This is a genomic window from Ruegeria sp. AF1, from assembly GCF_056542125.1.
On the sequence record NZ_JBQFZG010000001.1, the window covers coordinates 790800 to 809586 of the forward strand.

Below are 18787 nucleotides of genomic sequence, written 5' to 3' on the forward strand. Positions count from 1 at the left end.
TGGAGGCGTCGGAGCCTCCGGCGGGAGTATTTTTGAAAAGATGAAGCATCAGGAGAACTCTCTCCAGGTCCATCCAGGGCGCTTTGCGGCGATGGCCTCTTTGATGTCCTGCGGCGGCTCAGAGGTCTGAGCCGTGTAAGTGCCGAACACTTCCAGCGTGCTTGTGCAGCGTGCCGCATGAAACCACTTGCCGCAGCCATTGGCATGGCGCCAGCGTTCAAAGTGCACGCCCTTGGGGTTTTCGCGCATGAACAGGTAGTCGTGGAACTCGTCATCCGACGAGCCGGGACCAAAACGCTTCAGATGCGCCTCGCCACCGGCGGCCAGTTCGGTTTCTTCGGCATCAACGCCGCAGTAAGGGCAATTCAGGATCAGCATGTTGTCATCCTTTTGGCGGTTGGTTGGCGCAGCGGCCAACCGGAATTCTGTTATTTGGCAACCTCGGAACCACCTTCAGTGTGCCACCCCGGCGGCCACGCTTTCGTCGATGAAGCGGCCTTCCTTGAAGCGGTCCAGCGAGAAGGCCTCGGTCAACGGCGAATGACCTGTGGCCATCAGCTGTGCCATGCCCCAGCCGGACCCGGGAATCGCCTTGAAACCGCCGGTGCCCCAGCCGCAGTTGATAAAGCACCCGCCCAGCGGAGTTTTCGACAGGATAGGTGAGCGGTCACCGGTCATGTCGACGATACCGCCCCATTGGCGCAGCATCTTGAGGCGTGAAATCATCGGGAAGGTTTCGACGAGGGCGCGGACGGTTTCCTCGATATGATGGAAACTGCCGCGCTGGGTGAAGTTGTTGAACCCGTCGGTCCCCCCCCCGATCACCATCTCGCCCTTGTCGGACTGCGACATGTAGCCGTGCACGGTATTGGCCATGACAACCACATCCATGCAGGGTTTGATCGGCTCGGATACCAGCGCCTGCAATGCAATGGCTTCCAGCGGGAGGCGGAAGCCCGCCATCTCGGCCAGTTGACCGGAGTGGCCCGCAACGACGATACCCAGCTTGTCACAATCGATGGCACCCTTGGTGGTGTCTACGCCGACGACACGGCCATCCTGAGATCGGACACCCGTGACTTCGCATTGCTGGATGATGTCCATACCCATGGCTGAACAGGCGCGCGCATAGCCCCACGCGACGGCATCGTGACGGGCAGTACCGCCGCGTTCCTGCCACAGCGCCCCTAGAACCGGATAGCGGGGGCCGTCCAGGTTGATGATTGGCACCAGTTCCTTGACACGTTCGGGGGTGATCCATTCGGTCTTTACACCCTGCAGGGCGTTAGCGTGTGCGGTTCGCTGGTAACCGCGAATCTCGTGCTGGGTCTGCGCCAGCATCATCACGCCACGCGGGCTGAACATGATGTTGTAGTTCAGATCCTGGCTTAGATCCTCGTATAGGCCACGCGCCTTTTCATAGATCGCCGCCGAAGGGTCCTGCAGGTAATTCGAGCGGATGATCGTTGTGTTTCGACCTGTGTTGCCACCACCCAGCCAGCCTTTTTCGATCACCGCGACATTCTGAATGCCGTAGTTCTTGCCAAGGTAATACGCGGTCGCAAGACCATGCCCGCCAGCACCGATGATGATGACGTCATAACGTTTCTTTGGCTCGGGCGAACGCCAAGCGCGTTCCCATCCGGTGTGATAGCGCAGGGCCTCCCGCGCGACAGCAAAGGCTGAGTAGTGTTTCATAAGCGAATCCATCCGGTTCGGTGATTGCGCGCAGATATGCCGCGCGGCGACAGTTTAACCGCGCCGCGCAACGCCGCAATATCGCACTATTGCGACATGTCGTTCATTCGCGGCCATTTGTCCCTTTTGTTGGACGTCGCACAGGTCTAAGTCAGGACAGCATCTTCGGAGGGACCATGACGTTCTGGGTTCTGATTTTTCTTGTCGCGCTGTTGATCGCGGTGTTTTTGAGTTTCACACTGCTGCGCAAACGCCGTGGGGATGAACCTGCGGCGGCTTACGATCTGCGTGTGTATCGCGAACAGCTCTCCGGTGTGGACCGGGATCTGGCGCGCGGGGTGATTGGTGAGGCCGATGCGGAACGGGTCCGCACCGAAATCTCTCGACGAATTCTTGCCGCTGATGAGCAGATGAAAAAGGGTGGCTCGGGTGCTGGGCCATCGCGGACCGTCTCGATTGTGACGATCCCGGTTGTCATGCTGATCATCATTGGGGGCGCGATGGCGATGTATCATCGTATTGGTGCCGTCGGGTTGCCCGACATGCCCCTGACCGCGCGGCTGGAACTGGCCGAGGAGGTGCGCGCCAATCGTCCGTCCCAGAGCGCCGCAGAAGAGCTGGCGACCCCACCTCAAGCGGCGCAGCTTGACGAAAATTACGCGTCTCTTCTCAAGCAGTTGCGAGAGACCGTTGCGGCCCGCCCGGATGATTTGCAAGGGCAAATGCTTTTGGCGCAGCATGAGACCAATTCGGGGAACTTCAAGGATGGATATACCGCGCAACAAAGGGTGATCGAACTGTCAGGCGACGCAGCCACAGCCGAGCACTACGCGGATTTTGCCGAGATGATGATCCTGGCTGCGGGCGGATATGTGTCGCCCGAAGCTGAAAAGGCCCTTGCCGAAGCTTTGAATCGCGATCCCCATCACGGCCCGGCCCGATATTATTGGGGGCAAATGCTGGTTCAGACAGGTCGACCGGACCTTGCCTACCGCATTTGGGTCGAAACGCTGAGGGAAGCCCCGGCAGGCGCGCCGTGGGCGGGGGCGATCCGGGATCAGATTGATGAGTTGGCCTTTCGGGCAGGGGTTTTCAATCCACCGGACCTGAGCGCGCCGTCTGGTCCAAGTCGCGAAGACATGGCTGCAGCAGCGGAAATGAGCCCCGAGGAACGGCAACAGATGATTCAGGGAATGGTGGATCAGTTATCCGACCGCCTGGCGACGGAAGGCGGCGCGCCCGAAGAATGGGCTCGTCTGATCGCCGCTCTGGGTGTTCTGGGCCAGGGCCAACGGGCCATGGATATCCACAATGAGGCGCTGGAGGTGTTTGCCGGAAACACCGAGGCGTTGCAGATCATTGATGCCGCAGCCCTGCAAGCCGGGATTGCGCAATGATCCACGACGTTTTCGAAGACTTCGCCAATGCGCTTCCCCCGATGCAAGCGCTGATGGGGCTGGATCTGGGTGAAAAGACCATCGGGGTCGCGGTTTCCGACCGGATGCGGGGCGTGGCCAGCCCGTTGGAGACCGTAAGGCGCAAGAAATTCACACTAGATTCCGCCCGGTTGATCGAAATTGCTACGGATCGCGAGATTGGCGGCATTCTGTTGGGTCTTCCCAAAAACATGGACGGCACAGAGGGGCCGCGCTGCCAGTCTACGCGGGCATTTGCGCGAAACCTGTCCCGTCTGACGGATTTGCCAATCGGATTCTGGGATGAACGGCTGAGTACGGTTGCGGCAGAAAAAGCACTGCTTGAGGCGGATACGTCACGAAAACGTCGCGGACAGGTTATTGATCACGTTGCAGCAGGTTATATCTTGCAGGGAGCACTGGACAGGCTGCGCTTTTTGTAACAGGTCGGAGACCGATCGATGACGAATATGGTTTGGAAGCGCAATGAGGTCGAAAGCCCTTGTGTCCAGATTTGTGTTGTCCATCCGGCCGAGCGTATCTGCACCGGATGTTACCGCACGATTGACGAGATTTCTCGCTGGTCCAGGATGGACAGCAGCGAACGCGCTGAAATCATGAACGACCTGCCGTCTCGTAAACCGCGACTCAGCAAGCGGCGCGGCGGGCGTGCCGCTCGCATGAATGGCTCCTGACCGATCAGCGTAGACGTTTTGATGACATTTCTGCCGACTGTGCGGCCCTTTTCGGGATAGGTGCGTTCGGCGCGGTGCCACGCAGTTCTTTCTGAAACAGAAGCGCAATCTCGGATTGGCTGGTTTTGGGCCGCCGATCATCATTGCGCGCGCATTCCGATTGCAGCACGTCAGCCGCACGTTTGGTCTTTCTGGTATTAGTGAGTCTTCCGATCAAAGTCTTAAGTGGCATTGCGGACGTCCCGTTTCCAGTAACCGTGCCACTGCGGGTCGAGTTCGAGCTCCGAGGGGGTCTAGCTCTTGAACATTGAGGTTCAACGTGAGTGGTAACCCGCAGCGACAGGGTGTGGCTAAAGGTATTTCCCGTCACAAGTAGGGGGAAAACACGCGGCCTTTGATCGTTTTTGACGCCTCAATCAAGAAAAACTCTCAAAAGCACATAATTTCCTAACGTCACTATTCGACCCGACTTTGCCGGGACTGGGAAAGCTGGGGCCGAAGCTGCGGGAAAACCGCCGTCAGCAGTCGAATCATGCCTGACATCGCACGACCGGATTTGAGGCTGCATCACGACCTTGACCGATTGGGTGTTGCCTGCTCAGGCGTTCCACAGTCGAAGGTTTTATCCGGCGGCAAGCCAAGCCCTGGCGTTGTCGTACTCTTCGGACGGGAAAAACTGTGTCCGGGTCCCTAACACATGGCTGGCGACCTTCTGCGCCATGCGCTGCCAGCTTTTGTCCCCAACGATGGCGGCTCGGTCCAGTTGTCCGATATGTCGGCTGGCCAACCGAAAATGCGCCGCAAGCGCTGACAGCCCTTGCCAGCCGTCAAACTCCCTGAGGTCTATCAGCAGGCGAAACCCTAGCCGGTCCTGTAACACTGCATCCAGATCACGTTCTGCCTGTTTGTACCATTCAGGGTCCAGCTTGCCCAATAGGCTGATCTGAACACATGGACCGCTCAGGTCAGTCACGTGGATCGACCCAAGGGACTCGCGCATCCAGCGTCGGGCCGCCTCAAGCTCGGCCAGATCAAACACCTGAACCGGACAGGGCAGGATGGGGGCCGCCAGACGAACGCTTGTCTGCACCCAACCCTGATCAGCAACAACTGCGATCCGGTCGAAACCGCGCCAATGGCTTAACCCCAGCTTGGTGTCGGACCAGGCTGCGCCCAGATCATACCCCTGGAATTCAGGTTGTATTATCGCCAGTAGCCGAACCGTGTCGTGTTCCGTTAGCGCAGACTCGATGGCGGGAACCAGAGTATTGGTGTAATCGGCGCTGGTCACTTGCCCCGACAACTCGACTTCTATGAGTGCACCGTCAGAATTCGTATGAACCGTCATCATCGGTCAAAACCTCCAAAGCCAAATAATGACAGGACGTTAGGCGGATTCGATCCATTCGGCTACTCCACCGGCGCATTCGGGGCGGAAATAGGCGATCATTCGACCATCCTGCCCCGCCGTCGCCCCTTCGACCCAAGGAGCAACGCCGTGCAGGCAATGGCGGTGAAGCAAATAGGCCTCTCCCGGCTTTGCAGGCAACTCGATCCTTGGGCAGGTCGCAAACACCTCGCGACGGGCGGATTGGTAGATGTCGGTTATGTCTACTTCGTGCAGGACCTCAGGTGGCATCCCTTCAAGCGCCTGCCTGAACGCGGTCCGCAGAATGTCATGACTGCCGTCCCACACCACCATCGGAGACGCGTCTGAGCTGGCCTCAGTCAGTGGAATGCCCAGAATCCAGGCATGAGGTTCATCAACCCGGCGGCGGCGATCCTGCCCTGTCGGGCGCAAACCGTCCACATGGGCCGCATCCCTGTTTCGACGGTACCGGGTGGCCGCTTCATTCTCGCCCCGGCGCGGGCGCGGATAACCCGGATAAACAACCGAAACCTGCCCCTTGTGCAGCGGTAAATCTCCAAAGTGTTTGTCGATGAACGCCATGGCCTTTCCGGTCAGAGGCCCGGACTGCCCGACCCTGCCCTTCGTGTCATTGGATAGTGCGTCGACACCGATGAACCACGTACCTTCGCAATCCAACCATTCCGCGTGGGCCGGGTCCGTTGTCGACGCCCGTGCGGCAGGCAAAGCGTGGTTCACCCATTCGGCCAAAACCGGATCATACGGGAATTTCACCCAGCCCCGGGCAGAAAAATCGCTCATAAGCCCACGGCCTTGCGCAGCATGTTCAGCGCGACCAGCGTCAGGAACACGGCGAAGACACGTTTCAACGGTTTTGGGTCCATCGCATGGGCCAGCTTTACCCCCCAGGGCGCGGTGATCATTGTCATTGCGACAACGATCCCGAAGGCCACAAGATTAACCGCGCCAATGGTCAACGGGGGGCGATGCTCGGGCGCGATATCTACAAACAAGAACCCAATGACCGAGGGTACGGCGATGATCACGCCAAACCCGGCCGCGGTCGCGACCGCGCGGTGGATAGGGGTGTTATAGAGGCTCATCAGCGGCACACCGAAACTGCCTCCACCGATGCCCATCAGAACGGAAAGAAACCCGACCAGAGGGGACAGGACGGCTCGCTTGATTCCGCCGGGCATTGCGTCGCCCAACCGCCATTCTGCGCGACCCAACCCAAGATAGGCACCGATCACCATGCCCAGAATTCCGAACAGTGCCTGCAAGGCCTCGGTCCGCAGCGCCGATGCGACCAGCACTCCGACAATTGCGCCGACGACAATACCCGGACCCCAACCGCGCAGGATATCCCAATCCACGGCACCCTTCTTGTTGTGGGCTAGAACAGACCGCATCGACGTTACAATGATCGTGGCCAGCGACGTCGCCAGACAAAGCTGCATCAGTTGCGGGCCGCCATAGCCAAGCGTCTGAAACGCATAGAAGAACGCGGGGACCAAAACGATACCGCCGCCCACTCCCAACAGCCCGGCAAGCACACCGGCCAGCGCGCCGATCACAAGCAAAAGGCCCATCATCTGGGCCAGCAACACTGTCTCGGGCATCGTCCCTCCCTTGCCGTTTAAACCTCGACCATCGGCGCAATATGGTCCAGGGCCTGTAGCATGACTTCTGGCCCGGCCCCTTCATGCACGGCCCCTTCGGACAAGGCGCGCCGCCATGCCCGCGCACCGGGGCGCCCCGCGAAGAGACCCAGCATATGCCGCGTGATCTGGTGCAAACGCCCGCCATTGGCAAGGTGCCTTTCAATATAGGGCACCATTTCTTGAACAACCGTCAGCGGATCGCGAACGGTTCCAACGCCAAAGATGCGCCGGTCGGCATCTGCCAGGATATCACCGGGCTGATGATAGGCCGCCCGACCAATCATGACACCGTCAAGACCCGCGTCCAGATGTGCTGCTGCTTCATCCAAGCTGGCGATACCACCATTGATCGATATATGCAGATCCGCAAACGCGGCTTTCATCCGATGCACAAGGTCATAATCAAGCGGTGGAACATCGCGGTTTTCCTTAGGGCTCAGCCCCTGCAACCACGCCTTGCGCGCATGGATCGTTACTCTTTGACAGCCCGCCGCACTGATCTGCTCAAGAAACGCAGGCAGAACTTCTTCGGGCTCTTGGTCATCCACACCGATGCGGCATTTGACCGTGACATCTACATTCGCCGCTTCGCGCATTGCTGCGACGCATTCTGCAACCCGTGCCGGATCTTTCATCAGAACCGCCCCGAAAGTACCAGACTGCACCCTGTCCGACGGGCATCCACAGTTCAGATTGATCTCATCATATCCTGCATCAGCACCCAAACGCGCCGCTTGCGCCAGCTCCTCCGGATCGGACCCACCCAGCTGCAAAGCCACGGGATGTTCCTGCGGTGAATGATCCAACAGATGCAGCGCCCCTCCTCGGACAAGCGCCGGTGCCGTTACCATCTCGGTATACAGCAAGGTTTCCGTGCTAAGCAGCCGATGAAAATACCGACAGTGGCGGTCGGTCCAGTCCATCATGGGGGCAATGCTCAGAGTAGCATGGTGTTGAATGTTATCTCTTCCACGTGCAGTCAACTCAACCATCCTCAAGAATACGAAACCCGCAGCTATCATAGAAAAATCGCCAAAATAAGCCAATTCTTGAGGACTTGGCAAACGAAGCTGATTTGCGGGTTCGGACGTCGTATCAAATCCGATCGCCGCGCTTTCAACACTGGGAAAATCCAGCCGCTCTCTGACTTGCCGCAGACAACGCCATTGGAGAATATGATCAATGGCTTAACAGATGTTTCCGTGATGTTTTCACTGAAGGAAACGCAAGGCGCGAGCTTTGACAGCAAGACCAATTTCGTACTCGCCCAAAAACTATGCCGAGCAGTCACATCTGTCCCAAATATCAAAATTTGATCAAATTTGGTGACAAATCTGATCCATTGAAGTACATCACGGGGAAACAGAATTGACGGAGCCCCCAATGGACCTGAGCGCCTTGCACAGTTTTCGCGTGACTGCATGTGACCTGAACGGTCAGATGCGGGGCAAACGCGTGCCCCCTGAGTATGCGGGCAAGCTGGAGAAAGGCGCCGTGCGCATGCCGTTCTCGGCACTCAATGTCGATCTCTGGGGCGCGGACATTCACGGCAGCCCGCTGGTGTTTGAAACCGGCGATGCGGATGGCGTGCTGCGCCCAACCGACCGGGGCCCGGTGCCTGTGCCCTGGCTTCCGAAAGAAACGGCGCTGGTTCCGATGAGCTTGTATGACGATGCAGGTACCCCGTTTGCGGGTGATCCGCGCCACGCTCTGTCTGCCATTCTTGACCGTTATGCCAAACGCGGCTGGTCGGTCGTTGCGGCGACTGAGTTGGAATTCACACTAATCGATGCTTCGGGTGCGCAACCGCAACCTCCGTTGAACCCGATCACCGGGCGCCGCCTGCTGCATGAATCCGTTCTGTCGGTCGCTGAAATGGATGCGTTTGAGGATTTCTTCACAGATCTCTACGATGGCTGCGCCGCCATGGATATCCCCGCGCAAACCGCCATCTCGGAAAGTGGCGTTGGCCAATTCGAGATCAACCTGAATCATCAGGATGCCATGCGCTGTGCCGACGATACGTGGCTTTTCAAGGCGTTGACACGTGGCCTGGCGCGCAAACACGGGTTCGCCGCAACATTCATGTCGAAACCCTATGCAGATGATGCAGGCAATGGGATGCATGTGCATTTCTCGGTGCTGGACCATCGGGGGCGCAATGTGTTTGACAATGGCGGGCCTGAAGGGACCGGCATTCTGCATTCCGCCGTCGCGGGTTGTGTGGCGGCCATGCCAGGCAGCACGTTGATTTTTGCGCCCCACGGCAACTCTTACACCCGGCTTGTACCGGGTGCGCATGCCCCGACCGGGGCCTGCTGGGCCTATGAGAACAGAACTGCCGCAATTCGCATCCCGGGCGGGGCAACCGCAGCGCGGCGCATCGAACACCGCGTCGCAGGTGGCGACATCAACCCCTACCTGATGCTGACCGCGGTTTTGGGTGCAGCCCTTGCCGGGATCGAAGACGGTCTGCGGCCCCCTGCCCCGATCACAGGCAATGCCTACGATATCGAAGACCTGCCTCAACTGATGCCAGACTGGGCGGCCGCAATTGACAGATTTGAGACCGACCCCCTGGTCGCCCGGCTTTTCCCGGCGGATCTGATCCAGTACCTGATCATGACCAAGCGACAGGAAATTGAACGATTTGAGCGTATCGCTCCTGAAGATCACTGGCTGAGCTATCTCGAAGCGGTTTGACCCCCCTTGCCGCCTCATTCGGACTCAGCTAGAGTTAATTTGATCAAATTTGGTGACACATGAAAATCGGCATATTACAAACCGGCCACACACCAGATGCGTTGCATGGCGAATTCGGCGACTATGATGAGCTGTTTCCTGCACTTCTCGGTGGCAACGGATTTGAGTTCCAGACCTTCGCCGTGGTCGACGGCATATTCCCAAGCGGCGCGGATGACGCAGATGGCTGGGTCATAACCGGTTCGCGCCACGGCGCGTACGAAGACCTGCCGTGGATCGCCCCGCTGGAAGACTTGGTCAGAGAGATACAGCAAAGCGGAAAGCCACTGATCGGCGTATGCTTTGGGCATCAGATCATCGCGCAGGCACTGGGCGGCAAGGTCGAGAAGTTCAAGGGCGGATGGGCCGTCGGACGCACTGAATACGAGTTTGACGGCAACACAGTCTGGCTGAATGCCTGGCATCAGGATCAGGTTGTCGAGTTGCCCGAAGGCGCGCGCGTTCTTGGTCAGAACGCATTTTGCGAAAACGCGATGCTGGCTTATGGAGACACGATCTGGACGGTTCAGGCCCACCCTGAATTCACCAATGGTTTTGTCGCGGGCCTGATGCGCACACGGGGAAAAGGCGTCGTCCCCGAAGACCTGATGCGCGAGGCCGCAAATCGCGAAACCGCCCCGGATGACAACGCCAAAATCGCGCGCCATATGGCCGAGTTTTTAAAGAAAGAGAGAGCCTGATGGCTGATTGGACTGATAAACTGCCGGAAGCCGCCAAAGCCTATTTCCACGGACAGCGGCTGGACGAGGTTGAATGTATCATCTCGGACCTTCCCGGAATTGCACGTGGCAAGGCCGTGCCTGCCACGAAATTCGCCAAGCAATCCTATTTTCACCTGCCTGACAGCATATTCTTCCAGACCATCACGGGGGACTGGGGTGAAGCCGCAGGTGACGACGGGTTCATCGAAAAGGACATGATCCTGAAGCCCGACTATTCGACGGCTTCAGCCGCACCCTGGACAGGGGACTGGACGCTGCAAGTGATCCACGACGCCTATGACCGGGATGGTGATCCGATCCCTTATAGCCCCCGTAACGTGTTGAAACGCGTGGTCCAGCTGTATCACAACCGAGGCTGGAAACCGGTTGTTGCGCCAGAAATGGAGTTCTTTCTGGTCGCCCCCAACGTCGATCCCGCACAGGAAATCAAGCCGATGATGGGGCGTTCTGGCCGCCCAGCTGCGGCGCGGCAGGCGTATTCGATGACCGCGGTGGACGAGTTCGGCCCGGTCATCGACGATATCTATGACTTTGCCGAACATCAGGGGTTCGAAATCGATGGCATCACCCAGGAAGGCGGTGCGGGCCAGTTGGAGATCAACCTTCGCCACGGCAATCCAGTCAAACTTGCTGATGAGGTTTTCTACTTCAAGCGCCTGATCCGCGAGGCGGCGTTACGGCACAATTGTTTTGCAACCTTCATGGCCAAACCGATCGAGGAAGAGCCGGGCTCGGCCATGCATATCCATCATTCGATTATCGACATGGAGACCGGCCAGAATATCTTTTCGGGCCCGCAGGGCGGCGAAACGGACGCGTTCTATCACTTCATTGCCGGGTTGCAGAACCATCTGCCCTCCGGTCTGGCCGTGATGGCACCTTATGTAAACTCGTATCGTCGCTACGTGAAAGACCACGCCGCGCCGATCAATCTGGAATGGGCTCGCGACAACCGCACTACAGGCATTCGCGTTCCACTGTCCGGACCTGAATCGCGCCGTGTCGAAAACCGCATTGCCGGTATGGATTGCAACCCGTATCTGGGCATCGCCCTGTCGCTGGCGTGCGGCTATCTGGGTCTGGTTGAACAAGAACGCCCGCGTCGTCAATTCTATGGTGACGCCTATGAAGGCGAAGGGGATATCCCCCAGGTCATGGGCGATGCGCTGGATATGTTTGACGAAGCCACAGCCCTGCACGAAATCCTTGGCCCCGAGTTTGCCCGTGTCTATGGCATCGTGAAACGGGCCGAGTATGAAGAATTTCTGCAGGTCATCTCTCCGTGGGAACGGGAACATCTGCTGATCAACGTCTGAGACTTTTCGTGAATCTGCTCTATTCCAATGACCGCAAGGGCGAATACCCTGGTAGCTGGTATGCCGCGACGGCGAACCCAACGGAACGCTTTCCTGTTTTGGCCGAAGATATTACGGCGGATGTCTGCGTTGTGGGCGGTGGCTACACAGGCCTGTCCGCAGCATTGCATCTGGCCGAGGCGGGGTTCGATGTCGTTCTGCTTGAAGCCCACCGTGTCGGATTTGGAGCCTCGGGGCGCAATGGTGGCCAGCTGGGCAGCGCGCAGCGGATGGATCAGGAAGACCTCGAGCGTCTTGTTGGCGACCCCGATGCCGCAAAGCTGTGGGACCTGGCCGAAGACGCCAAGGATCTGGTCAAATCACTGATCGCCAAGCATCAGATCGCGTGCGACTTGCAACCCGGCGTCGCGGTTCTGGGTCTGTCAGCTTCGGAACGAAAAGAGCTGCACACCCATGCAGGCCATCTGTCCGACCGTTATCATTATGACCAGATCAAGCTGCTGGATGAAGACGAAGGCCACAAACTGTGCCCCTCACCCGCTTACAAGGGCGGGTATCTGGACATGGGGGCTGCTCATTTGCACCCATTGAACTTTGCGCTGGGGTTGGCGCAGGCGGCGGCCAAAGCGGGTGTTCGCATTTTTGAGGGCACCGAAGTCATCGATATTGACGAAACCCGGCCTGCACTGATCCGGACCGCCAGGGGGAACGTTAGGGCCGACCATGTTGTGCTGGCCTGCAATGGCTATCTTGGCAATCTCAACCGGACCGTCGCGGCCCGTGTCATGCCCATCAACAACTTCATCGCAGCGACTGAACCCCTTGGCAGCGAGGCCGCGCGGGTCCTGACTCAGGATGTCGCGGTCGCGGATACCAAGTTCGTGGTGAACTATTTCCGCCTCAGCGCCGATGGCCGGCTTTTGTTCGGTGGCGGCGAAAGCTATGGCTATCGTTTTCCTGCGGATGTCGCGGCGAAGGTCCGCAAGCCGATGACCGAAATCTTCCCACATCTGCGCGATGTCAAAATCGACTACGCATGGGGTGGGACGCTGGCCATTACCATGCGGCGGATGCCTTATCTGGTGCGTATCGCGCCCAATATTCTGTCTGCTTCCGGCTATTCCGGTCATGGTGTAGGCACCGCGACCCATGCAGGGCAATTGATGGCACTGGCCATTCAGGGCCAATCTGAAGGGTTCGATACAATGGCCCGCGTGCCAACCCTGCCCTTCCCCGGCGGGTCTGCCCTGCGCAACCCGCTGCTTGTGCTGGCAATGACATGGTTCGCCATGCGGGACCGGCTTGGGATCTGATCCATGTTACTTGTGACATATTGGTGAATTTCCGCTGGCGCGGCGATTGAGGGCTTGGATTGCCGCCTGAATAGCTTTATCTTTACCAAAGATAGAATTCGGGAATTCCAAATATGACGCTTCCACCAAACGTTCATGACGCCGAACCCATCCCAGAAGCAGCAAAAGAAGCCATCGACGCCCTGATGCAGTCGGGCGACTTGTTTCGCTATACCGCCCCGCAAGATGCCCCGGTGTCTTTGCTGGAGGCCGAGTTTGCCGAACTTCTGGGCACAAAATACGCTCTCGCTGTTTCATCCTGTTCTGCTGCGCTGTTTCTGTCGCTCAAGGCACTGAGTCTGCCGCGCGATGCGCGCGTCCTGATCCCCGGCTTCACATTTGCCGCGGTTCCCTCGTCGGTCATTCACGCGGACTGCATCCCGGTTCTGTGCGAAGTGGGTGAGAATTATCGCATCGACATGGCCGATTTCGAGGCCAAGCTCGACAGCGTTCAGGCGGTGATCATCAGTCACATGCGCGGCCACACATCTGATATGGACGCGATCATGGCGCTGTGCGACGCGCGTGACATCCCGGTAATCGAAGACGCTGCGCATTCGCTGGGCACGACCTGGCATGGCAGAAATATCGGCACCATCGGCAAGGTCGGCTGTTTCTCGTTTCAGTCCTACAAGATGATCAATGCGGGCGAAGGCGGTATTCTGATCTCAAACGATGCTGATCTGGTGGCCCGTGCCGTCATCATGTCGGGCGCGTACGAACATAACTGGAAGAAACATAAAGGACCGTACGGCGACAACTCGCCCGAATTGGAAGAGGCCTTCGCCCGCTGGCAGAACAAGTTGCCATTGTATAACCTGCGCTTGAACAACCTGAGCGCCGCTGTGATCCGCCCGCAGATCCCGGAACTGGCCCGTCGTGTCCGCGATGGTCTTGCGAATCACGACTACGTTGCCGGGCGCTTGAATACCTCACCCCATATCAATGTGCCCGCGCCCTTGCCCCCCGAGCAGCGCGCGCCGGATTCTATTCAATTCAATCTGGTTGGGTTGCAGGAACACGAGATTCGCGCATTTGCCGCCGCATCCGAGGCACGCGGTGTCAAAGTTCAGGTCTTTGGCCTGAGCCAGGACAATGCACGCGCCTTCTGGAACTGGCAATTTCTGCCGGAAACGTTCGAGCTGCCGCAAACACGTGACATGCTGATGAAAGCGTGTGACGTCCGACTGCCCGTACGCCTGACACGCGCAGAGCTGGACGTGATCGCCGATATTCTGCTGGCCGCGGTCGGCGAAGTGACCGGCCCAATGCCGGTCTACGGCACCTGAGATTAGAACTGACCCACTAAAATGGTGGGCCTTTTCCTCAGGCTCACCTTAATTCAGTTTTGAAAGCTTCTGTTGAAGTTCGGCCAACTGTTTCTTGATATCGTCAAGATCCTCTTTCGGCTCTGACTTTTCGCTTTCCTTCTCTGGCGAGGACCATCTGCCAGACAACCCACCAGTCATAGCCTTCAGAAAGGCCTGCTGCTGTGCTTTTAACGCTTCAAAACCCGGCATCTGGGACATCGGGTTCATGGCGTTCATGTTTTCCATCATCTTGCTTTGGCTTTCGCGCAGCATATCGAACGAGCTTTGCAGGAATTGCGGCATCATGCCCCCGCCCGGCAGCATGTAACTGCGCACCAGATCGTTCAGAACATTGACAGGCAGCACATTCTCGCCGCGGCTTTCATGTTCAGCAATGATTTGCAGCAGATACTGCCGCGTCAGGTCGTCGCCGGATTTCAGGTCGATGATTTGTACTTCGCGCCCGTCACGGATGAATCCCGCGATATCTTCGAGCGTCACGTAATCGCTGGTCTCGGTGTTATACAGCCGACGGCTGGCATAGCGCTTGATCAGCAGCGGTTTTTCTTGGTCCGACACCGGGTACCCTCCCCAAGGATGATGCGTTGCAGCACAGGTTATGCGAGTGCAGCACAAAAAGAAAGGGCAGGTCAATGGACCTGCCCAACGCGATTGCACCTATAGGGAGGGTCGGGTGCGTTTCGCTGACTTTTCTTACTTCGCAGCAGCAGCTTTTTTAGCGGCTGTGGTCACGTCGTTGGTTGCTTTTTTAACAGCGGCGGATGCTTCTTCCGCAGCTTCTTTACCAGCAGCCATCAGCAGTTCGACGGTTTCGGTCTGAACTTTTTTCGCGATTTCTGCGAAAGCGGCCATGTTCTCGGCTGCAACTTCAGCAGACGCGCTTGCGAAATCGGTTGCTGCTTTTGCGTAGTCGGCAGGCTCTGCCTTGGCTTTCGACATCTCGGTCAGTTTGGCCAGCGTGTCTTTGGTCCATTTGCTCGAGATTTCTGCCGATTTCTCTGCTGCTTCCAGAGCAACGCCCGACAGCTTTTCATTCAGCGAAGCGGTCGATTTGAATGCGCCTTCCATTGCGGTTGTGTCCACGGGGAATGCACCCATCATGTCTTTCATGATCGCGGTAAAGTCTTGGGTCTTAGCCATTGTCATAATCCTTTTAGCCAGTCCGGGCCCACCCCGGGTTTCATCAGCTTGAGGACAATATGATTGCTGCAGCGCAGCATTGCAAGTTTTTTCTTGCTGCGCTGCAGAAAAAATCAAGTTTCAGAATGAAATCAGGCGTTTGGTTTTGCCACTACATACGTTCCGGGTGCAGCACCCAGGCTCGGGTGCTTCGAATCGCCAGGTTCACGGGCCGGTACCTGCTTGCCCGACCGTTTCTTAAGCCAGGCATCCCACATGGGCCACCAAGACCCTTCATGAAAATCGGCTTCCTTTAACCAGGTGGCGGCGTCTGTTTTCAAATCCGGGTTGGTGTAATGCCCATACTTTTTCTTGCTGGGCGGGTTCACAATGCCCGCAATATGACCCGACTCGGAAACCACGAAAGTTTTTGATCTCGAGCCCATCTTTTGCACACCGCGATAGCAGTCTTTCCACGCCGCGATATGATCGGTTTCGCATGTGATGGCTATCAGGGGCACATCAACGTCACCGAGCTTCAGCTTATGCCCCAGTACCTCAAAGCCATCGGTCGCGAATTCATTGCGCTGGCATAGCCCACGCAAGTACTCCACCGCCATTTTCGCAGGCAGGTTGGCTCCGTCACCGTTCCAGTACAGCAAATCAAAGGCCGGGGGCACTTCCCCCATCATGTAACTGCGAATGGCCGGGCCATAGATAAGGTCACGTGATCTCAAGAATGACATTGTGCGCGCCATGATCCACGACCGCAGAACACCTTCCTTTTTCACTTCTTCTTCGATTCCGTCGATAAAATCGTTTTGTAGGAAAGGCGTGAACTCTCCCTGATCGGAAAAATCCGTCAATGCGGTGAACAGGGTCGCCGATTTGACCGACTTGTCTCCTCGCTGTTTCAGCAGAGACAGCGTCAGGCTCAGGGTGGTACCTGCAATGCAATACCCCACCGCGTTGACCTGTTTGACCTTGCAAATCTTCTTGGCCGCCTCGATCGCGGTCAGGAAACCGTCCTGAATGTAGTCTTCCATGCCGGTTTCGGCATAGCTTTCGTCCGGATTGACCCAGCTCACTACAAACAGGGTATATCCCTGCTCGGTGATCCATTTGATCATGCTGTTCTGGGCTTTCAGGTCCAGAATATAGAACTTGTTGATCCAGGGCGGGAACAGGACAATCGGTGTCTCATATACAGTTTCGGTCGCCGGCTTGTACTGGATCAGTTCCATCATCCGGTTACGATAAACCACCTCCCCCGGCGTCGTCGCCAGGTTACCGCCGACCTCAAAGGCACTCTCATCTGCCAGTTTGACGACCAGCTCGCCATTGTTGGCCTCAAGATCTGACACAAGGTTTTCCAACCCCTTGATCAGTGACTGGCCCTCGGTTTCGACCGCTTTTTGTAATGCATCCGGATTGGTCGCCAGGAAGTTTGTCGGCGCCATCATATCGACGATTTGCTGCGAGAAATATTGCAGCCGCCTTTTGTCCTTGGCATCCAGATCGTCCACGGACGCAACAGCCTGCGCGATCGCTTGCGCATTGGTCTGGTATTGCTGGCGGATCAGTCGGAAATAGGGATTGGTCTCCCAAAGGGGGTTCGAAAATCGCTTGTCTTCTGTTTTGGGGGCTTCGCCTTCCGCGTCAGACGCAGTCAGCGCTTTCTGCGCCTCGGCAAAGTTCAGCACTGACTTGCCCCAGAATTCTATCTGCTGTTCCAGTAGTTTGGCGGGATTTTGCCAAGCCTCCGCCCAGTAGGCACTTGCTGCTCGTGCGAAAAGCTCTTGATTCGGGCCGTCCAGCGCGGGTGTGTGCGGCCGTTTTACAGCCATGACCTCAATCAGGCGCTTGGACAGCTTCTCGACCTTTTCCATATTTTCTTTAAGGCGTTCAATATGTTCTTCGGATACGTCTGGCATGTGGTCTTCACTAGTTGTCATTTTAACAATTCCCCCCTAACCTCGCTGCTATGCAGAATAACGTCGTGGGTGCTGGGGGGCAAAGCGACGAATGGTCCGAACTCTCAGGCTGACACTCAGGAGGCCCCATTTATGCGCTACATGATGACCTACGACCTGATGGAAACTGCGCGAAACACCAACCAGTGGCTTGGTGCAACCGCCAGCGCGATGGCGTCTTATCCGATGTTTTCCATGGTGCCGAACCCCGCATTCAACTGGATGGCCGCCTGGGGTGAAGTGACCGAGCGTACGTTCCAGCGGATGGTTGCAAAGCCCGATTGGGGTATTCGCACGTTCACCTGCGAAGATGGCAAGGATCATCTGGTTGAAATCACGACCGTTCTGGAACGCCCTTTTGGTGATCTGGTACATTTCCGCATCAATGGCCGAAAAGAACAACCGCGCAAAGTGCTGTTGGTTGCCCCGATGTCCGGTCACTATGCAACGTTGCTGCGGTCGACAGTCAAAAGCCTTCTGGTCAATTGCGAAGTCTACATCACCGATTGGCATAATGCGCGCGATATCCCTGTGTCTGCAGGTAAATTCGATGTCGAAGACTACACGCTCTACCTTGTAGATTTTATGAAAGAGCTTGGACCGGACACCCATGTTGTTGCCGTTTGCCAGCCTGCGCCTCTGACCTTGGCCGCAACGGCATACCTGGCCGAGATTGAACCCAAAGCTCAACCAAGCACCCTGACGCTAATAGGTGGCCCCGTCGACCCGGACGCAACGCCGACCGATGTGACAGACTTCGGTCGTCGCGTCACCATGGGCCAGTTGGAAGAAACAATGATCCAGCGTGTTGGCTTCAAGTACAAGGGCGTTGGACGTATGGTCTATCCGGGTCTGCTGCAATTGGCCTCGTTCATGTCCATGAACGCAGATCGTCACTCCAAAGCGTTTTCCGACCAGATCCAGCGCGTCATGCGGGACGAGGCCTCGGACCAGGATGCCCATAACCGTTTCTATGACGAATACCTGGCCGTGATGGACATGACAGCCGAGTTCTATCTTTCGACGGTCGAGCGGGTCTTCAAAAATCGAGAGATTGCGAGAAACGAGTTCGTGGTCGCGGGTCACAAGGTGGACATCAGTAAGATTACCGATGTTGCGGTGAAGACTGTCGAAGGTGCAAATGATGACATCTCCGCACCCGGCCAGTGTATTGCCGCGCTGGATTTGTGCACCGGCCTGCCGGACAGCAAAAAGGCAAGCCACGTCGAACCCGGTGCCGGTCATTATGGTATCTTCGCAGGCCGCAGCTGGCGCGACAACATTCGCCCTCTTGTGATTGATTTCATGAACGAAAACGCGCGAAAACCAAACCGTCGCGCGGCCAACTCCAACAAGGTAGCCTAACCGAC

Annotated in this window: 19 protein-coding genes; 10 read left to right on the forward strand and 9 right to left on the reverse strand. The window is 57.3% G+C overall.

Annotation, left to right across the window (positions count from 1 at the left end; genetic code table 11):
• Positions 1–48 precede the first annotated feature (48 nt).
• Both ACR0BK_RS03895 and ACR0BK_RS03900 read right to left on the reverse strand, forming a co-directional pair.
• Entirely contained in the window at positions 49–378 is a 330-nt protein-coding gene (locus tag ACR0BK_RS03895) for a sarcosine oxidase subunit delta (RefSeq protein ID WP_480473438.1), read from the reverse strand.
• A 75-nt stretch (positions 379–453) separates the two neighbouring features.
• Entirely contained in the window at positions 454–1698 is a 1245-nt protein-coding gene (locus ACR0BK_RS03900) for a sarcosine oxidase subunit beta family protein (protein WP_480517547.1), read from the reverse strand.
• 176 nt (positions 1699–1874) lie between these two features.
• Between ACR0BK_RS03900 and ccmI the strand changes: the two genes are divergently transcribed.
• From ccmI to ACR0BK_RS03915, 3 genes are read left to right on the forward strand one after another with little or no spacing between them, the layout of a single operon-like run.
• A complete protein-coding gene (gene ccmI, locus ACR0BK_RS03905) occupies positions 1875–3095 on the forward strand; it encodes a c-type cytochrome biogenesis protein CcmI (RefSeq protein ID WP_480553813.1) in 1221 nt (406 codons plus the stop codon).
• A complete protein-coding gene (gene ruvX, locus ACR0BK_RS03910; RefSeq protein ID WP_480553814.1) occupies positions 3092–3556 on the forward strand; it encodes a Holliday junction resolvase RuvX in 465 nt (154 codons plus the stop codon). Before ccmI ends, ruvX begins: the two co-directional genes overlap by 4 nt.
• 18 nt (positions 3557–3574) lie before the next feature.
• Entirely contained in the window at positions 3575–3808 is a 234-nt protein-coding gene (locus ACR0BK_RS03915) for a DUF1289 domain-containing protein (protein WP_209503450.1), read from the forward strand.
• 622 nt (positions 3809–4430) lie between these two features.
• Here ACR0BK_RS03915 and ACR0BK_RS03920 read toward each other — a convergent pair.
• From ACR0BK_RS03920 to dusA, 4 genes are read right to left on the reverse strand one after another with little or no spacing between them, the layout of a single operon-like run.
• Entirely contained in the window at positions 4431–5159 is a 729-nt protein-coding gene (locus ACR0BK_RS03920; protein ID WP_480492931.1) for a SpoIIAA family protein, read from the reverse strand.
• Between the two features lie 36 nt (positions 5160–5195).
• Positions 5196–5978 (reverse strand): hypothetical protein, encoded by a 783-nt coding sequence (locus tag ACR0BK_RS03925; RefSeq protein WP_480553815.1) that lies wholly within the window; start codon positions 5976–5978, stop codon positions 5196–5198.
• Complete coding sequence (locus tag ACR0BK_RS03930; protein WP_480545360.1) at positions 5975–6799, reverse strand: sulfite exporter TauE/SafE family protein; 825 nt, start codon at positions 6797–6799, stop codon at positions 5975–5977. Before ACR0BK_RS03930 ends, ACR0BK_RS03925 begins: the two co-directional genes overlap by 4 nt.
• A 17-nt stretch (positions 6800–6816) precedes the next feature.
• Positions 6817–7767 (reverse strand): tRNA dihydrouridine(20/20a) synthase DusA, encoded by a 951-nt coding sequence (gene dusA / locus ACR0BK_RS03935; protein ID WP_480517561.1) that lies wholly within the window; start codon positions 7765–7767, stop codon positions 6817–6819.
• A gap of 24 nt (positions 7768–7791) precedes the next feature.
• On the opposite strand from dusA, the gene ACR0BK_RS03940 reads away from it, so the two are divergent.
• From ACR0BK_RS03940 to ACR0BK_RS03965, 6 genes are all read left to right on the forward strand, one after another.
• Complete coding sequence (locus ACR0BK_RS03940; protein ID WP_480517563.1) at positions 7792–8157, forward strand: hypothetical protein; 366 nt, start codon at positions 7792–7794, stop codon at positions 8155–8157.
• A gap of 67 nt (positions 8158–8224) precedes the next feature.
• Positions 8225–9544, forward strand: a complete 1320-nt coding sequence (locus ACR0BK_RS03945) for a glutamine synthetase family protein (protein WP_480517565.1) — start codon at positions 8225–8227, stop codon at positions 9542–9544.
• 59 nt (positions 9545–9603) lie between these two features.
• Positions 9604–10284 carry a type 1 glutamine amidotransferase gene (locus ACR0BK_RS03950; protein ID WP_480553816.1) on the forward strand — a complete coding sequence of 227 codons (681 nt, stop codon included), beginning with the start codon at positions 9604–9606 and terminating at the stop codon, positions 10282–10284.
• Positions 10284–11642: a glutamine synthetase family protein gene (locus ACR0BK_RS03955; RefSeq protein WP_480473449.1), complete on the forward strand. Its 1359-nt coding sequence runs from the start codon at positions 10284–10286 to the stop codon at positions 11640–11642. Before ACR0BK_RS03950 ends, ACR0BK_RS03955 begins: the two co-directional genes overlap by 1 nt.
• A gap of 8 nt (positions 11643–11650) precedes the next feature.
• A complete protein-coding gene (locus ACR0BK_RS03960) occupies positions 11651–12955 on the forward strand; it encodes an NAD(P)/FAD-dependent oxidoreductase (RefSeq protein WP_480553817.1) in 1305 nt (434 codons plus the stop codon).
• Positions 12956–13068: 113 nt separating this feature from the next.
• Positions 13069–14283, forward strand: coding sequence for a DegT/DnrJ/EryC1/StrS family aminotransferase (locus ACR0BK_RS03965; protein ID WP_480553818.1), 1215 nt, complete (start codon positions 13069–13071; stop codon positions 14281–14283).
• A 48-nt stretch (positions 14284–14331) separates the two neighbouring features.
• Here the strand turns inward: ACR0BK_RS03965 and phaR are convergent, their stop codons facing one another.
• From phaR to ACR0BK_RS03980, 3 genes are all read right to left on the reverse strand, one after another.
• Positions 14332–14883 (reverse strand): polyhydroxyalkanoate synthesis repressor PhaR, encoded by a 552-nt coding sequence (gene phaR, locus ACR0BK_RS03970; protein ID WP_480473452.1) that lies wholly within the window; start codon positions 14881–14883, stop codon positions 14332–14334.
• 135 nt (positions 14884–15018) lie between these two features.
• Positions 15019–15465, reverse strand: a complete 447-nt coding sequence (locus tag ACR0BK_RS03975) for a phasin family protein (RefSeq protein ID WP_209503426.1) — start codon at positions 15463–15465, stop codon at positions 15019–15021.
• 131 nt (positions 15466–15596) lie between these two features.
• Positions 15597–17399: a PHA/PHB synthase family protein gene (locus ACR0BK_RS03980; RefSeq protein WP_480553819.1), complete on the reverse strand. Its 1803-nt coding sequence runs from the start codon at positions 17397–17399 to the stop codon at positions 15597–15599.
• Positions 17400–17510: 111 nt separating this feature from the next.
• On the opposite strand from ACR0BK_RS03980, the gene phaZ reads away from it, so the two are divergent.
• The gene (gene phaZ / locus ACR0BK_RS03985; protein WP_480553820.1) at positions 17511–18782 is read left to right on the forward strand and encodes a polyhydroxyalkanoate depolymerase; all 1272 of its coding nucleotides are present in this window, start codon (positions 17511–17513) and stop codon (positions 18780–18782) included.
• The last annotated feature ends 5 nt before the right edge of the window (positions 18783–18787 follow it).

Bases quoted from the DNA above. Each gene is read 5' to 3' on its own strand.
- ACR0BK_RS03915 (WP_209503450.1), top strand. From the start codon at position 3,575: ATGACGAATATGGTTTGGAAGCGCAATGAGGTCGAAAGCCCTTGTGTC.
- dusA (WP_480517561.1), bottom strand. From the start codon at position 7,767: ATGATGGACTGGACCGACCGCCACTGTCGGTATTTTCATCGGCTGCTT.
- ACR0BK_RS03895 (WP_480473438.1), bottom strand. From the start codon at position 378: ATGCTGATCCTGAATTGCCCTTACTGCGGCGTTGATGCCGAAGAAACC.
- ACR0BK_RS03900 (WP_480517547.1), bottom strand. From the start codon at position 1,698: ATGAAACACTACTCAGCCTTTGCTGTCGCGCGGGAGGCCCTGCGCTAT.
- ACR0BK_RS03965 (WP_480553818.1), top strand. From the start codon at position 13,069: ATGACGCTTCCACCAAACGTTCATGACGCCGAACCCATCCCAGAAGCA.
- ACR0BK_RS03920 (WP_480492931.1), bottom strand. From the start codon at position 5,159: ATGATGACGGTTCATACGAATTCTGACGGTGCACTCATAGAAGTCGAG.
- ACR0BK_RS03955 (WP_480473449.1), top strand. From the start codon at position 10,284: ATGGCTGATTGGACTGATAAACTGCCGGAAGCCGCCAAAGCCTATTTC.
- ACR0BK_RS03945 (WP_480517565.1), top strand. From the start codon at position 8,225: ATGGACCTGAGCGCCTTGCACAGTTTTCGCGTGACTGCATGTGACCTG.
- ACR0BK_RS03980 (WP_480553819.1), bottom strand. From the start codon at position 17,399: ATGACAACTAGTGAAGACCACATGCCAGACGTATCCGAAGAACATATT.
- ACR0BK_RS03925 (WP_480553815.1), bottom strand. From the start codon at position 5,978: ATGAGCGATTTTTCTGCCCGGGGCTGGGTGAAATTCCCGTATGATCCG.
- phaZ (WP_480553820.1), top strand. From the start codon at position 17,511: ATGCGCTACATGATGACCTACGACCTGATGGAAACTGCGCGAAACACC.
- ACR0BK_RS03930 (WP_480545360.1), bottom strand. From the start codon at position 6,799: ATGCCCGAGACAGTGTTGCTGGCCCAGATGATGGGCCTTTTGCTTGTG.
- ACR0BK_RS03975 (WP_209503426.1), bottom strand. From the start codon at position 15,465: ATGGCTAAGACCCAAGACTTTACCGCGATCATGAAAGACATGATGGGT.
- ccmI (WP_480553813.1), top strand. From the start codon at position 1,875: ATGACGTTCTGGGTTCTGATTTTTCTTGTCGCGCTGTTGATCGCGGTG.
- ACR0BK_RS03950 (WP_480553816.1), top strand. From the start codon at position 9,604: ATGAAAATCGGCATATTACAAACCGGCCACACACCAGATGCGTTGCAT.
- ruvX (WP_480553814.1), top strand. From the start codon at position 3,092: ATGATCCACGACGTTTTCGAAGACTTCGCCAATGCGCTTCCCCCGATG.